Source organism: Gemmatimonadota bacterium (assembly GCA_041390125.1).
In the GTDB taxonomy this organism is placed as follows: domain Bacteria; phylum Gemmatimonadota; class Gemmatimonadetes; order Longimicrobiales; family Gaopeijiaceae; genus JAGQIF01.
This window is the reverse complement of sequence record JAWKQN010000033.1, coordinates 1-15,293: the sequence shown is the minus strand read 5'-3', so window position 1 is coordinate 15,293 and position 15,293 is coordinate 1. Positions and strand designations below refer to the sequence as shown.

Annotated in this window: 15 protein-coding genes; 3 read left to right on the top strand and 12 right to left on the bottom strand. The window is 71.6% G+C overall.

From position 1 onward, the window contains the following. Positions 1-71: 71 nt before the first annotated feature. The 8 genes from R3E98_21500 to R3E98_21465 form a co-directional block, all read right to left on the bottom strand. A complete protein-coding gene (locus R3E98_21500) occupies positions 72-1,892 on the bottom strand; it encodes a cytochrome b N-terminal domain-containing protein (GenBank protein ID MEZ4425986.1) in 1,821 nt (606 codons plus the stop codon). Next, positions 1,889-2,440 carry a Rieske (2Fe-2S) protein gene (locus R3E98_21495; protein ID MEZ4425985.1) on the bottom strand — a complete coding sequence of 184 codons (552 nt, stop codon included), beginning with the start codon at positions 2,438-2,440 and terminating at the stop codon, positions 1,889-1,891. The genes R3E98_21500 and R3E98_21495 overlap by 4 nt, the downstream gene beginning before the upstream one ends. Before the next feature lie 233 nt (positions 2,441-2,673). Further along, positions 2,674-3,393 (bottom strand): hypothetical protein, encoded by a 720-nt coding sequence (locus tag R3E98_21490; protein MEZ4425984.1) that lies wholly within the window; start codon positions 3,391-3,393, stop codon positions 2,674-2,676. 54 nt (positions 3,394-3,447) lie between these two features. Then, positions 3,448-4,065, bottom strand: a complete 618-nt coding sequence (locus tag R3E98_21485; protein ID MEZ4425983.1) for an outer membrane beta-barrel protein — start codon at positions 4,063-4,065, stop codon at positions 3,448-3,450. Positions 4,066-4,155: 90 nt separating this feature from the next. Further along, a complete protein-coding gene (locus R3E98_21480; protein MEZ4425982.1) occupies positions 4,156-5,253 on the bottom strand; it encodes a hypothetical protein in 1,098 nt (365 codons plus the stop codon). Between the two features lie 34 nt (positions 5,254-5,287). Next, a complete protein-coding gene (locus R3E98_21475) occupies positions 5,288-5,746 on the bottom strand; it encodes a periplasmic heavy metal sensor (GenBank protein ID MEZ4425981.1) in 459 nt (152 codons plus the stop codon). Continuing rightward, complete coding sequence (locus tag R3E98_21470; protein ID MEZ4425980.1) at positions 5,743-6,156, bottom strand: hypothetical protein; 414 nt, start codon at positions 6,154-6,156, stop codon at positions 5,743-5,745. The genes R3E98_21475 and R3E98_21470 overlap by 4 nt, the downstream gene beginning before the upstream one ends. Beyond that, positions 6,131-6,667, bottom strand: a complete 537-nt coding sequence (locus R3E98_21465) for an RNA polymerase sigma factor (protein ID MEZ4425979.1) — start codon at positions 6,665-6,667, stop codon at positions 6,131-6,133. Before R3E98_21465 ends, R3E98_21470 begins: the two co-directional genes overlap by 26 nt. Positions 6,668-6,886: 219 nt before the next feature. On the opposite strand from R3E98_21465, the gene lhgO reads away from it, so the two are divergent. Then, positions 6,887-8,128, top strand: a complete 1,242-nt coding sequence (lhgO, locus tag R3E98_21460; protein ID MEZ4425978.1) for an L-2-hydroxyglutarate oxidase — start codon at positions 6,887-6,889, stop codon at positions 8,126-8,128. 30 nt (positions 8,129-8,158) lie between these two features. Here lhgO and R3E98_21455 read toward each other — a convergent pair whose 3' ends face one another. The 4 genes from R3E98_21455 to R3E98_21440 form a co-directional block, all read right to left on the bottom strand. Then, complete coding sequence (locus tag R3E98_21455) at positions 8,159-9,247, bottom strand: HD domain-containing protein (GenBank protein MEZ4425977.1); 1,089 nt, start codon at positions 9,245-9,247, stop codon at positions 8,159-8,161. Then, complete coding sequence (locus R3E98_21450) at positions 9,244-9,639, bottom strand: response regulator (protein ID MEZ4425976.1); 396 nt, start codon at positions 9,637-9,639, stop codon at positions 9,244-9,246. Before R3E98_21450 ends, R3E98_21455 begins: the two co-directional genes overlap by 4 nt. A 155-nt stretch (positions 9,640-9,794) precedes the next feature. Continuing rightward, positions 9,795-10,433: a response regulator transcription factor gene (locus R3E98_21445; GenBank protein MEZ4425975.1), complete on the bottom strand. Its 639-nt coding sequence runs from the start codon at positions 10,431-10,433 to the stop codon at positions 9,795-9,797. A 69-nt stretch (positions 10,434-10,502) separates the two neighbouring features. Continuing rightward, positions 10,503-12,503, bottom strand: coding sequence for an MASE1 domain-containing protein (locus R3E98_21440; protein ID MEZ4425974.1), 2,001 nt, complete (start codon positions 12,501-12,503; stop codon positions 10,503-10,505). A gap of 226 nt (positions 12,504-12,729) precedes the next feature. Here R3E98_21440 and R3E98_21435 point away from each other — a divergent pair, with 226 nt between their 5' ends. Then, entirely contained in the window at positions 12,730-13,347 is a 618-nt protein-coding gene (locus R3E98_21435) for a YidC/Oxa1 family membrane protein insertase (protein ID MEZ4425973.1), read from the top strand. 58 nt (positions 13,348-13,405) lie between these two features. Continuing rightward, the coding region (locus R3E98_21430; GenBank protein ID MEZ4425972.1) for a DEAD/DEAH box helicase at positions 13,406-15,293 on the top strand (1,888 nt) is incomplete at its 3' end.

Here is a 15,293-nt window from a genome sequence, read left to right as displayed (position 1 = left end):
ACGACACGAGCCCGGAGGCCATCGGCCCCCGGGCTCGTCCCGTTTCCCGTCCAGCGTGCGCCGGCGCGCCTCTACTCGTCCTCCACCGCGTGCGACGTGGCGGCCACGGGCGCCTCTGTGCGGTACCACTCGCCGCGCAGCCACTGGGCGACCATCTCCATCTCCACCTGCGTGAGGATCTCGTCGTCGCCGAAGGCCGGCATGCCGTCGTTGCGGTCCCCGTAGAAGCGCTCGTGCGCCGGGTTCTGCAGCATGCCCAGGATCCAGGCCTCCGAACCCCACCCGGTGAGGTCGGGACCGGTGGGCTCGTCGAAGCTCTGGCCCTCGAAGGTGTGGCAGGTGAGGCAGCGCATCTCCTCGGTCTTCAGCAGCTCGAGACCTTCGGCGATCTCCGCCGCGTCCGCTGCATCCTGCGCCGCCTGCGCCGGCAGATTGGCCTGCGCCGACAGCGCCTTGACCACCTTGTCGAGGTTCTGCCTCTGCGCGGCGTCCCACTGCGGGAGCACGCGCTTGACGAAGCGCACCATGCGCGTCGAACGGGCGAAGGCCGTGCCCCCGAAGTACTCGGGGCTGTCGATGCGATCGGCGTCCAGCAGACCGCTCAGCCATTCGCGGCTCCCGAAGCCGTGCAGATCCGCCGCGGACGGCTCGTCCTCGGGCACGACACCGAGCCCGTCGTGCCCATCGAAGCGATGGCAGCTCGCGCAGTTGGCGGCAAAGAGCCGCGGTCCCTGCGTGAGCGGGTCGGAGCGGAGCAGGGTCAGTGCCCCCGTGGCGGGGATCCCCAGGGGCCCGGCGAGCTCCTGCACCCGGTGCGCGCTCTCGTCCGCCTGGACCTTGGCGCGGGCGAACTCGATGTCCGCCGAGTCGTCCGCGACCGCGCGCCAGGTGAGGAAGCCCACCCCGAGCAGCAGCATGCTGACCACCGCGAGGTTGAAGCGGTGGCCCTTCAGGGACCGACCGATCAGCGGCATGAGGGCCACCAGGCCCGCCACGAGTCCCGGGACCACGATCGCGCCCAGCACCTCCCACCCGGCCGGGAAGTACTTGAGCCACTGGAAGAGGAACAGGAAGTACCACTCCGGGCGCGCCGCCGCGTACGGCTCGGTGGGATCGGCCGGAGCCCCCAGCTCCGCACCGCCCGTCCGCAGCACCAGGATCAGCACGGCCACCATCACGGCCAGGCACGCGACCGCGTCGCGCAGCAGCTGATCCGGCCAGAACATGCCGTCCGCACGCTTCACGGGCTGCTTGACGGTCAGACCGTGACGGCGGAACAGGTACACGTGCGCCGCGATGAGCCCGATGAGCGACGCGGGCAGCACACCGGCGTGCAGCGCGAAGAAGCGCGTCAGCGTGTGATGGCCGTATTCGGCCCCGCCCACCATGAGGCGCTGCAGGCTGGGCCCGATCACGGGGGTGATGGACGCGATGCTGGTCGCGACCTTGGTGGCCCAATACCCCTTCTGGTCCCAGGGCAGCAGATAGCCGGTCAGGGACAGGCCGAGCATGATGCCCAGCAGCCCCAGACCGAACCAGAAGTTGACCTCACGCGGGGCGCGGTAGGCCCCGTCGATGACCACCTGCATCAGGTGCAGCACCAGCAGCACCGTGGTGGCCTGGGCCATGTAGTGGTGGATGCCGCGCAGCATCCATCCACCCCACATCTGGTTCTGGATGAAGTACACGCTCTCCCACGCACCCTGTGCGTTGGGGCTGTACGCCGTCCAGAGCACCACGCCGGTGATGAACTGGATTCCGATCGCGAACGTGAGGGTGCTGCCCCAGACGTAGCGCCAGCGCGCTCCACCCGGGATGTGCTCGTAGAGGGCACCCTTCAGCAGTCCGCGATAGCCCGTCCGATGATCGAGCCAATCGAGCAACGCCTTCATGCGAGGGGGACCTTCTCCTTCTTCCCAGGCTGGAAATTGCGGAAGCGCACCCACACCTCCTCACCGGCCCGGATCTCGACGTCGAGCGTGTCCATGTCCCGCGGGCTGGGGCTCGCGGGGTCGTTGATGGTGCCGTCGAGGTCGAAGCTGCTCTTGTGACACGGGCAGGCGAACCGCGTGCGGTCCGCAGCCACGCCGACGAAGCAGCCCGCGTGCGGACAGACGACGTTCAGCGCCATCACCTGACCCTGATCGTCGCGCCGCAGGTAGACGGCGCCCACGGGCGTGTTGCGGTAGGTGTTCCACGCGTCGACCCGGTCCGCCGTCACCGTGAACTTCTTGGGCACACCGTCGTCGGGGACGGCGGCCACGCGGGTCACGTAGAGGAGATCGGGGTCGTCCCGGCCCCGGCGTAGCGGGTCCAGGAACACGGCGGCACCGGGAACGACCGCCGCGAGGCCGGCCAGTCCAGCGGCCACCATTGCGGCCACCCCGGCCAGGAAGCCGCGTCGCGGCTGCGGGTCGGGAGGAGGGGAATGATCTGTCATGAAACCGGTGCTGTCCTACGAGGTGGATCGAAAACCGACGTAGAATACGGGGCGTGGGGCCGTGGAGCCAGCCAACGGACGCGGCGGGCCGTGCGGCTCACCCGTGTTCGGCCTCCCGGCGCCGGCCCTCGCCGGCTCGACCACCCGTCTCGAGCCCGGCAGCCCCCCGTCCTCCATCCTGCACGGTCGCTCCACCGCGCGACCGCTCGGCTCGTCCGGGCCCTGGAGCCCGATCACCCCTGGGCCCGGGCCGGTTCGGCGCCTCGGGTCACCGCCCGGTGTGTGGGTCCCTGCACGACCGCGCGGTAGCCCGCCTGGATGAGGATGAGCCCCAGCAGCTCCGCGACGTACAGCGCCTCCGTGTGCCCCATCCGGGTGGCGGTGCCGCCGATGCCGGGAAGGAGCGCGCCCACGGCGATCAGGACGTTCCCCACGAAGCGGTGGCGCGTCTCCGGCCGCGCGCGGTACCGCCAGGCCGACAGGACGGCGCCTCCCACCAGGAAGAGGAACGCGTAGATGTTGATGAAGGGGCTGAAACGGCGCACCCACTGCCACTCCATGACCTGGCCGGTGAGGCGGTGGGGCTCGACCCGGGCAAGATCCAGCGGGGTGAGCAGGACGCACGTGCCGGCGACCACCACGACGCAAAGGAGCAGCACCGCGGTGGTGTGCGCGAAGCGCCTTCCGAAGAGCAGGTAGACGGTGCCCTGCGCCAGCGGCGCGCCGCCGAGCAGCGCTCCGGCGATGTACCAGGCGCGGAAGAGCCCCGGGGACCAGCCGAAGAGCGTGACGGACGCCTCGACGAACGTGCCCACGCCGTAAAGCGCCACGCCGAACGCCCACCACAGGACGTGCGGGCCGCCCCGCGCGGACCAGTGCCTGAACAACGTGATCGCGAACGGGATCGCGATCGCGGTGGTCAGGATGGGGATGTAGTGGACGAAGCCCGGCATGTCGCGAAGCTAGGGCCTCGCGACGAGCCCGCCATCCGCAGCACTACGGACGCGTCACGGCCACCAGTTCAGTCCCAGCCGCAGACGGCTCGAGGCGGCGTCGATGTCGGGGATGTTGAGGGTCCCGGCGTCGACGGAGATGGACGTGAACTCGCCCGCGCTCACGAGAAGCTCCACGTCCAGCGCGACGGCTTCGCTGAAGTAGAAGGCGATGCCGCCGCCGGCCGTGAAGGCGCCGCCGTTGAAGCTGAGGTCCCCAACCGTCTGGTTGCCCACCACGGCGTCCGCCAAGGACACCGCGCGGGCGGTCAGCGCCGCCTCCAGGTACGGCACCCAGCTACGCAGCGTGTTGGCGAAGTGGAAGCGGGCGCCCAGATCCACGTGCGCCATCTTCCAGTCCCCGTTGGGGGCGTCCTCGTCCTGCACGTCGATGGCGTTGCCGTCCACGCCGAAGAACACCGTCACGATGCGGTTGAACCCGTAGCCGACGCGAAGCCCCGCCCCTCCCCCGCCCGACGGATCGCCACCCTCGACGCTGAGGCTGGCGCCCTCCAGCGCGAAGCCCAGGCTCAAGCCGCGCGTGGTGGAGCTCTGGCCGACCAGATGGGCCGGCAGGACGAAGGCGCCCAGGGCGCACAGGGCCGCCGCCAGGCGGACCGGGGGAGTCGACATCGAAACGCTCCTTCTCGGGTTCTTGCCGTGCAAATGCAGGGTTCGGGCCAGGGGCGGGGGCCGGCACCTACCGGCCCCCGGCCCCGACGATCAGAGGATCACCGCCAGGAGGACGATCTCGTCCACCGGGTCGAGCAGATCCTCGAACAGGTCGAAGACGTCCTCCACCACGTCCACGACCCGGTAGAGCACCAGCAGCTCGGGTTGCGTCAGCGGGTCGCCGTCCCCGGACGTGAAGGTGGGCGCGTCGGGATCTCCGCTGACGGTGGCGAACGTGTCTCCGTTCAGGTAGACCGTGCCGGAGATGGAGGTCCCCGTCCCGGTGAGGTCCACCCGCAGCGATTCGCGCCCGTGGCGGACCTGGACGTCGATGTCCCCGCTCTCCGAGCGCCCCTCCTCGGCGCCGCTCACCGCGCCCACGATCTCGAAGTCGCGGTTGTCCACGCCCATGCTGAACTCGACGTCGAGCGCGGAGCGGTCCGGCCGCTCCGACCCTCGGGCCGCGATGTCGAAGTCGAGGCGGTCGTTGTCGTCCCGCACGAAGCCGCTCACGGTGATGCTGCCGTCGGCGCCATCCTCGTCCAAGGTGGTGCGGTAGTCGAGCACGGTCCGGTCGCCCTGGACCACCACCAGGCGCAAGGCGATGTCCACGCTGCTCCCGTCCCCTTCGTCGATCAGGTCGGCGTGCCCGATCTCCTGCGCGGGATCGGGACGTCCACCCGAGCGCTCGCGGTAGACGATGAACCGCACTCCGTTGGCGGGTGCGCCGGCGCGCTGCGGATCGGCGACGTACCGATCCAACGCCGCGTCGTAGACGAACGTCGTGCCGCGGTTCTGCGGCGAGATCACGGGCGCGGCGGCAGCGTGCGGCTCCCGGGCACCGGCGGCCAGGAGCCGGGTGGCGAGCGCCCGGGCGCCGCGGCCGTCCCGCAGACCGCGCAGGTCGCGCGGAGCCGACAGCGCGATCTCGACGGCGGGGCCGAACGTCTCCATCGAGACGGCGCCGCCCATGGCCAGGAACCCCTTCCAGCCCTCCGATCCCAACACCCGGTCCAGCGTCCGATAGTCCTCCAGGGCGGCCTCGGCGTCGAACTCCGCCAGGCTGCCCGGGCCCGTACCCGTGTCACAGGCCACCAGCGCTCCGCTCAGGAACGCCAGAGCCATCCAGGTCCTGGTGTGTCGCATCATGCTCGTTCTCTCCCTTCGGGACGGCCCGACGCGCTCAGGCGCCGCCGCCCCCATCCGATGAACGCAGCCGCGCCAGCGTCTCCTGCTGCTCGGGCCGCAACACGTTCTTGATCCGGATCAGCAGCTCCACGTGCGTCCGCTTGATCCGCGACTCCGTCTCCAACACGCGCTCCATCTGATCGAGCGCGCGGTCCTGGTCGATGCGAGGGCGATCCAGGATCTCTTCGAGCGACTGCATCTCGTCGAGCAGCTCCCACTGCAGCCCCACGATCCGACCCTGCAGGTCCTGGATCATCCGACTGATGGCGTCACGCTGCTCGTCCGTCAGGTCGATGGCGCGTCGGTGTCGCATGACCAGCTCGGGCTCGAAGAGCACCTCCGCCAGCGGGTTCTCCTCGGTGGTGGGCGACTGCGCGTGCGCAGACGTCGGCACGGCGAACGCCGCGACCGCCACCATCGTCCACAGGAAGTGTCCCCTCGTCCTCGCGCTCACGAGCGATCTCCTCCGGCCCCGGTGCGGGCGGCCGGCCAGTCGAAGCTCCCGATGTTGGGGAGCGTGCGTGTGATCTCCAGACCCGGCATGTCCAGCAGACCGTCGGTCGGCAGGCGCATCCCCGCGGTCGTGCGGCTGTACTCGCGCACCGTGCGCTCGAACTCGCGCTCGGCCTGCAGCTCCGGTCCCACCCAGAGGACCGCCGCCGCCGCGGCCGCCGCGACCAGCGACCCACCCGCCCACCACCACCGCATCCGGTGCCGGCGCGGCGCCGTGGGACCCACGCCGCCCGTCGTCCGGGTCCGCACGTCCTCCATCATCGCCGCGAAGTCGGGAGCGGCGTCCCGCTCCTCGCTCCGCAGGCGCTGGAAGCGTGCCCTCAGGTCACTGTCCCGCAGCGGGTCGCTCATGTGCCTCATTCTCCTGGAGGAGGGTGCGCAGACGCGCCTTCCCCCGCTCGTAGTGCGTCCGGGCCGAACCCAGACCGACCTCCATCACCTCTGCGGCTTCCGCGATCGTGAGATCCTGGTAGAACACCAGGTGCAGCACCTCGCGTTGCCGTTCCGACAGGAGCTCCAGCGCGGCGGCCAGCGCGCGTCCGTCCTCCGCTCTCAACAGGTCACGCTCCGGATGATCCGGTGCCTCGATCCTGCCCTCCTCCGCAGCGAAGCGCTCGGCGCGCCTGTCTAGCGACTTCGTGCGGCGGTGGTGCTCCAACGCCGTCCGGCGGATCACGCCGAACAGCCAGGTCTTGAACGCGGAGCGACCCGCGAAGCGCGCGCTACCCGACACGACCTTCAGATAGGCGGTCTGGAGCACGTCCTCGGCATCGGGTTCCACCCGACCGCAGCACTGTAGCGCCCATCCCCAGCTCTCCTTGTGGAGCCAGCGGAGCTGCGCTTCGAGCTCGGTGGGTGTCATCGTGCCTTCCGGAGTTCGCATCGCCCCGTGTTCGTGCATGGGTGTCGCCGGGGGCCGGTCCATAGGACAGGCGCCCGACCCCGGGAGGGCGGGGAGGCCCCCATCCCGATGCCCGCGGGTCGGGCAGGCTCCATGCCCGGCCCCCGCGGAGGCGCCATCCGGTCCCGGCCGGACCGTCGGAGGGTCGGGCGCCTTGCGGCCGACCCGGGCGGCAGTATCGTGGCGGTCGGGCCCGTCCCCGGCGCCCCGATCCCCCCGGAATGGAGCCCTTTCCTGGCCTCTCCGCACCTCCTGGTCGTCGGCGGCGGCATCGTCGGGCTGGCCACCGCCTGGCGCTGGCTGGGGCGCCACCCCGACGGTCGGGTGACCCTGCTCGAGAAGGAGCCTGGCGTCGCGCGCCACCAGACCGGCCACAACTCCGGGGTCCTGCACAGCGGCATCTACTACCGGCCCGGATCGTTGCGCGCCCGCAACTGCCGCGCAGGCAAGGCCCTGATGGAGCGCTTCTGTGCCGAGGAGGGCCTCCCCTGGGAGGTCTGCGGCAAGGTCATCGTCGCCACGGACGCCCACGAACGCCCGCGCCTGGCGACCCTCCTCGAGCGCGGACAGGCCAACGGCGTCGCTTGCCGGCCGGTCTCGGGTCCCGAGCTGCGGGAGTTGGAGCCGCACGTGGCCGGGCTGGAGGGGCTGCACGTCCCCGAGGCCGGGATCGCCGACTACGGCGCGGTGGCGAAGCGGCTGGCGGAGCGGATCGCCGAGCGCGGCGGGGTGATCCACACGGGCTTCCAGGTCCGGACGTTGATCACCCGAGGCGCCGCGGTGGTGGCGAGCGGACCCGCCGGCGAGGTCGCCGGCACGATCGGCGTGGCGTGCGCCGGCCTGCACAGCGACCGTCTGGCGGCCGCTTCAGGCGTGGAGCCCGGCGTCCGCATCGTCCCGTTCCGGGGCGAGTACTTCGTCCTGCGGCCCGAGGCACGGTCGCTGTGCCGCAACCTCATCTATCCGGTACCCGACCCTGCCTTCCCCTTCCTGGGGGTGCACTTCACGCGTCGCGTCGACGGCAGCGTGGAGTGCGGTCCCAATGCCGTGTTCAGCTTCGCGCGGGAGGGCTATCGGCGCACGGACCTCGATGTCCGCGACCTGGGGGAGTCCCTGGCCTGGCCCGGTGTGTGGCGGCTGTTCGGCCGGCACTGGCGCACCGGCCTGGGGGAGATGTGGCGCTCGTGGTCCAAGCCGGCGTTCGTGCGCGCGCTCCAGCGCCTGATCCCGGACATCGAGGAGCACCACCTGGAAGAGGCGCCGGCCGGCGTACGGGCCATGGCGCTCGACCCCGGCGGCGCGCTGGTGGACGACTTCGTCCTGCGCCGTGAAGGACGCGTGGTGCACGTGCTCAACGCGCCGTCTCCCGCAGCCACCTCCGCGTTCGCGATCGGGGACAGCGTCGTCGAGGCGGCCTCCTGACGCCAGCCGACCGCCTCGACTCGTCGCCGATCAGACGTACAGGTAGAGCGTCTCGGCCAGACCCTCGGCGATCACACGATCGAGCGCGGTCACGACCGCCGGGTCGAAGGCGCCCTCGCTCTCCTCCGCGATCATCCCCGCCGCATCCGCGAGCGACACGTCGGGATCGCGCGTGTGCAGGATCGCATCGAACGTGTCCGCCACCGCGGCGATGCGGGCCTCCAGCGGGATCTCGGTGCCGCTCAGGCCTCGCGGATAGCCCCGCCCGTCCCAGCGCTCGTGGTGGTTGAGCGCGATCGAACGGGCCAGATCGACGAGCGGGCCCTCGGCCCCCGCCAGGATGGACTCGCCGATGCTCGTGTGCAGGCGCATCAGGCCGAACTCGTCCGGGGTGAGCGGCTCCGCCTTGAAGAGCACACGGTCGGGGATCCCCAGCGTGCCAAGGTCGTGGAGGGGTGCCGCATGCCGTAGCGATTCGGCCCAGCCCGGATCCAGGTCCAGCGCACGAGCGATCATCGCGGACAGATCGCCGACGCGCTCCGCGTGCGCGCCGCTCACATCGTTGCGGAACTCCCCGGCCCGCGCCAGACAGCGCAGGAGCTGGTGCTCGGCGCGGGACGCCTCCGCCCGCCGGCCCGACTCCAGCCGCCGGCCCGCCATCAGCATGGATTCGAGCTGGCGTGTGAGCAGGAGGTTCTCCACCCGGAGCGTGAAGGAGGCCGCGTCCAGCGGGAGCGGTACGGGATCACAGACCCAGTCCGGCCAGCCGCGATGGGGGCCCGGATTCAAGCCCACGACGCACGGGGCGTCGCCACCGGCGCGAAAGAGCGCTTGCTCCAACAGATCGGCGTCGTGTCCGACCAGATCGCGCAGGTCCACGACCACGAGCTCGGCATGCCCCGGGGCCAGCAGCGCGGCGAGCTCGGTGAGGGAGTTCGAGATCCGCAGCTCGAGGTACCCCTCCGAACCCAGCACGTCGGCGACCTGCGCCACCAGGTCCGTGTGCGAGGACGCGATGGCAATGGGAGCGGTGCGCGTCCAGGCTCGCACCTCGGAGCGACGGGAGCCGTCGTGGGCATGGGTGACGTCGGCCAGGGGGGTCATGCCGTGCATCGTCATGGAAGGGTCGAAGCGGGAGGAGGGGTGCCGAGCGCCTGGTGGACCAGCTCGAGCAGGGCTTCCGGCTCGAAGGGTCGGGAAAGCACGCCCGCAGCGCCGAGCAGCTCGCTGTCGCGAAGCAGGACGGCACTCGGGAATTGTTCGCTGCCGCAGATCGTCACGATCTTCTGTTCGGGACGGAGCGTACGGGCATGGAGCAGGAGCTCGATGCCGTCCAGCTCCGGCATGCACATCTCGGTGATCACCAACGTGTAGGCACGGCGAGCGATCTCGGAGAGGGCTTCCACACCGCCGGTCGCTTCCCTCACGTGGAACCCCCGTGTCTCCAGGATCGCGCGCAGCACCGCCCGCGCGCCCGGCTGATGGTCCACGACCAGGATGTCTGCCAGCACGGATGCCCTCCCGAGATCGTCCTGTGCCCGGATGACTCGACGACGCACCCGCGCACCCCTACCCCTCAAGGTTCGACGAAACCGGAGCGGAGCTGCATGGGGAGGAACCCCCAGAAGCGGGGGGGACGGCCCCTCAGGGCGCGGGGATGGGGGCCTCAATCGGGCTGGATGAGCCCGACGGAGATGGCGTAGCGCACCAGACCGGGCACATCGCGGATCCCCAGCCGGTCCATGAGGTGGGCGCGGTGGTTCTCCACGGTCTTGGGCTTCAGGCCCAGCTTGCGCGCAATGACCTTCGTGGAGTTGCCTTCCGCGACGAGCTGCAGGATCTCCCGCTGGCGCGGCGTGAGCTCACCCCCACCACCCGAGGTACCGGCGGCCCCTCCTCGCTGCATCAGGGCCCGGGTGAGCGCCGGGCTGAGGTAGCGGTCGCCGCGCGCCACGGCGCGGATCGCCACCTCCAGCTCCGCGGGGACGGAGTCCTTGAGGAGGTACCCGTCCACGCCCGCGTTCAGCGCCTGGGACACCAGGGCGTCCCGCGTATGCATCGACAGCAGCAGGACCCGCAGACCCGGGAGCGTGGTCTTGAGCGCCGAGGCGGCGTCGATCCCGTTGAGCTCGGGCATGCTGACGTCCATCACCACGACGTCCGGCCGCAGGGCCCGCGCCAGTTCCAGCGCTTCCCGGCCGTTGGCCGCCTCTCCCACGACTTCGAGGCCCGCCAGAGGGTCGAGGAGCGACCGCACGCCCGAACGAACCAGGGCGTGGTCGTCCGCCAACAGGATCCGGATCACCGCCCCACCTCCACACCGCGTTTGAGCCCCCGCTCCCTTCGCTGTCGCAGTTTAGCTTTGGCGAAAGCGTCACCGCAAATCCGGGGCGTCCGGACCGGGCCCGCCGGTCGGCGGCCTCTCGGGGAACGTGAGGACCACCTGCGTGCCTTCCGGGGCCGCGGGCTCGACGCGCAGGTCGCCTCCCAGGGTGCGGGCCCGCCAGAGCATGTTCTTGGTACCCAGCCCCTCGACGCCGGACTCCGGCAGACCCCGGCCGTGGTCGCGGACCCGCAGCACCCAACCGCGTTCCGGGGTCCGCCCCAGCTCGACCTCGATCCGTCGCGCCCGGCCGTGCCGCACCGCGTTGGAGACCGCCTCCTGCACGATCCGCACGACCTGCACGATCGCCTCGGGATCCCGGATGTCGGCACCGTCGTCCGGCCCATGGAACGAGCACTCGAGACCGAACTGCCGCGAGAGGTCTTCGACGTACGTCGCCAGGACCTCGCGGAGCCCGCGGTCCCCCTCCAGGATGGGGTTGAGACCGTGGGCGATCCACCGGGCCCGTTCCAGGGCTGCCGCCAGGAGCGTATGGATACGGGCTGCGGCAGCGGCCCGTCCCGGCTCGCCCTCGCGCAGCGACCGTTCCAGGGACGCCGCAAGGTAGCTGATCCCGACGAGCATCTGGCCGAGGTCGTCGTGCAGGTCGCGGCCCAGGCGACGCTGTTCGCGATCCGCCGCGTGCAGGAGGCTCTGCTCGAGCAGACGCTGCTCCGTGATGTCCTGCGCCATGGTGAGCGCGAGCTGCTCGTCATCGCGGCGATAGAGGGCCCGGAAGAGGAGCACGCGCAGGGGTCGGCCGGCCCGGTCCTGCCAGCGCACCTCCGCGCCGCGCACGGGCTCGCCCGGCGCGTTCCCCGCCACGACGCGTTGGCGCTCCGCCGGATCCTCCCAGAGATCGAGCGCGAGGGAGGTCCGGCCGACCACCTCCTCCCGCCCGTACCCGGTCGCCTGCAGGAACGCGTGATTGGCGTCGACGATCTCGGCGCTACGGGTCTCGGCGATGAACGCCAGGAGCGGGGTGGCCTGGAACGCGCCCTCGAAGCGCTCCTCGGCCTGGCGCAGCACGGACCGGACGGAGCGTTCTCCATCCACGAAGGCGCCGATCAGGATGGCCACCAGGCTCACGGTGACGAGGGTCAGCTGCGCCTCCTGGGCGAACACGTCCGCCGCGCCGAGCGAAGCCCCGCTGCCGGACAGGAGGACGTGGACGTCCAGTGCCAGGATGGAGCACGCGGCGCCCAGCGCCCCGCGGCGGAGCGCCGCCCAGACCACCGGGAACGCGATCAACAGGCCGAAGGTCGGCGGCCCCTGGAAGGGGAGGACGAGGCGCGCCAGCGCGAAGGTGACCGCACAGACCGCGACCAGCTCGACCCGACGACGGGGCTTGAGCCGGCGCGCCGGGACCGGAGGGTATCGGTCCCGGTCCCACCAGATCGAGTGGATCGGGCGCAGCGCCAGCAGCACCAGGGGCGTCACCATGGCGATCCCGGTCGCGTCCCCGATCGCGAAGGTCACCACGCCTTCGGCCCAGGTGCGCTCCGGCCCCGAGATGCCCGCGACGCCCAGCAGGGAGGCCTTGAGGACGGCTCCGGCGAGCGGCAGCAGGATGCCGGCCCCGCCGACGAAGGCCAGGGCGTCGCGCGGAGAGCGCAGACGGGCATTGCAGCCGAGGACGTGCTGGAAGGTGAGGGCGGCCGCGCCGAACAGCAGGGTGTGGAGCCCCACGTAGAGGCCGAGCACCCCTGCGCCGAAGTCTCCTCCGGCCACCTGGACGGCCAGGACATGGGCCACCGCCACCGCGGGCAGGTACCACGGCCCGAAGACCAGGAGGAGCGCCAGGTCGAGCCCGGCCGGCGGATACCACAGCGCGAGGCCGTCGGCGCGGAATGCGCCGGCGACCACCAGTCCCAGCCCGCTCACCGCCAGGTACGCCGCCGTGACCGCCACCCACACGCCGACGCGGGGGCGGGGGGCGTACCCGGCCGGAAGCGGACGTCCTGCCTCGGGGGGCGGGCGGGAGCGTGGCATTCCGGTGTCTCCGTAGGAGCCGACGGCTAGACTGCGACCCCGGCAGGCGCATGTCCAGTCCGGATGCGGTCGGTCCGCCGATGCGCGCGCCCCCGCGCTCCCACCCGTCTTGCCAAGCCGGTCCTTCCGACGCAACCATCCCCCGCCCCGGCTGCGCCCCCCGGGGAGCCCACCGGAATGTCCGCGGCGGCGCGCCCGGACGTCCCCCGCCGCCCGAGGAGCTTCCATGTGGTCCGCCTTCGTCTCGTCGCTGGAACGCCTGCTCCACCAGGCCGGGGACGCGCTGGGCGGCTCGCTGGCGCTCGGGATCTTCGTGACGGTGCTCGCGATCCGCCTCCTGTTGATCCCCATCATGCTCCCGCTCGCACGGAAGACCCGCGCCCATCAGCGCGTGGCCGTCACCCTCAAGCCGCGCATCAAGGAGTTGAACCGCGAGCTCAAGGACGAGCCGGGCCAGCTCAACCGCGCGTTGAAGGCGCTCCACCAGGAGGCGGGCATCTCCATGGTGGACAAAGCCGGCCTCCTCGGAGCGCTGATCCAGATCCCGATCCTGATCGCGCTCTTCCAGGCGGTCTTCCATGTGTCGGAGGGCACGCCGCTGGCTGCCGGTGGACTGCTCCTGGGCGTGCTGGCCGGCGCCATCTCCGTGCTCGGCACCGTGCTCGGCGGGCAGGGCGGTCCGGTGCTGCTCGCGATCTCGGGGATCCTGCCGATCGGGATCGGCGCGTGGCTGGGCGCCGGGATCGGCTACTACCTGCTGGCCTTCTATTCGGGCTCGCTCGTGCAGAGCCTGCTGATGGGCCGGACCGGAGCGGTGGAGGAGGTCCCCGCACAGAAGGTGTGACGTCCTCCCGGTCGGCGACGCCCTTTACGCCCGCCGACGCGAGGGCGAGCGTTCGTCGATGGCAGAGCTTCCGGGCAACGCATCGCCCACCGACGCGCTCGAGTTCGCCGCCGCCGCCACCCGCGCCTGGTTCCGTCGCACCTTTCCCGGCCCCACGCGCGCCCAGGCGGAAGGCTGGCCCCGCATCGCCTCCGGCGCCTCCACGCTGCTCCTGGCCCCCACGGGCTCGGGGAAGACGCTGGCGGCCTTCCTGGTGGCGATCGACCGCATGATGTTCGGGCCGGCCCCCGCGGACGCCTCGTCCACGCGGGTCATCTACATCTCGCCGCTCAAGGCGCTCGGCGTCGACGTCGAGCGCAATCTGCGCGCGCCTCTGGCCGGCATCCGCGCCGAGGCCGAGCGCGCCGGGCTTCCGTTCCGCATGCCGGTGGTGGGTGTGCGCACGGGCGACACGTCCGCACGGGAGCGGCGTGAGCTGGTGCGCACACCGCCCGAGATCCTGATCACCACGCCCGAGTCCCTCTACCTGATGCTGACGTCGCAGGCGCGGGAGACGCTGCGCGGGGTGGAGACGGTGATCGTCGACGAGATCCACGCCATGGCGGCCACGAAACGCGGCACGCACCTCTTCGTGTCGCTGGAGCGCCTGGAGCGTCTGCGCGCGGGCGCTCCGCCGCTGCAGCGCGTGGGGCTCTCCGCCACGCAGCGCCCGCTGGAGGAGATCGCGCGGCTGCTGGGCGGTCTGGACGCCGTCGCGGACGAGGCCACCCTTCCGGTCTCGCGCCCGGTCCACATCGTCGACGCCAACCAGCCCAAGACGTTCGACGTCACGATCGAGGTTCCGGTCGAGGACATGGCGACGCTCGGTGAGCCGCTGGAGGAGATCCCGTCCGGACCGGCGTCGGCAGGTCCGCAACGCGCCTCCATCTGGCCGCAGATCCATCCGCGGCTGCTGGAGCTGATCCGCGCGCATCGCTCGACCCTGATCTTCGTCAACAGCCGCCGGCTGGCCGAGCGGCTCTCGGCGGCCCTGAACGAGCTGGCGGGCGAGGAGATCGTGCTGGCCCACCACGGCTCGGTGGCGCCGCATCAGCGGGCCGACATCGAGGACCGCCTCAAGCGCGGTCTGTTGCCGGCGCTGGTCGCCACCAGCTCGCTCGAGCTCGGCATCGACATGGGCGCGATCGATCTCGTGATCCAGATCGAGGCGCCGCCTTCCGTCGCATCCGGCATCCAGCGCTTCGGCCGCGCCGGACACCACGTCGGGGCCGTCTCCAAGGGCGTGATCTTCCCCAAGTTCCGGGTGGACCTGCTGGCCTGCGCGGCGGTCGGGCGGGCCATCCGCGACGGCTGGGTGGAGCGCACGACCTACCCGCGCAACGCGCTGGACGTGCTGGCGCAGCAGATCGTGGCCATCGTGTCCGAAGCGCCGATCCCGGCCGACGACGTGTACGCCCTGATCCGCGGCGCGGCCCCCTACGCGGACCTGCCGCGCTCCGCCTTCGAGCGTGTGCTCGACATGCTGTCGGGCCGCTACCCCTCCGACGACTTCCGCGAGCTCCGACCCCGCATCACGTGGGACCGGATCAACGGCATCCTGGAGGCGCGCCGGGGCGCACGCACCATCGCGGTCACCAGCGGCGGTACCATCCCCGACCGCGGCCTGTATGGCGTCTTCCTGGCCGGCGCCGAGCGGCCGGTGCGGGTGGGCGAGCTGGACGAGGAGATGGTCTTCGAGTCGCGCGAGGGGGAGGTCTTCCTGCTGGGCGCCTCGTCGTGGCGCATCGAAGCCATCGACCACGACCGCGTGCTGGTGTCGCCCGCGCCCGGCGAGCCCGGGAAGATGCCGTTCTGGCGAGGCGAGGGCCCCGGACGACCGGTCGAGTTCGGACGTGCGATCGGGACCCTGATCGAGGAGCTGCGCGCACTGCCCTCCGCCGAGGCCG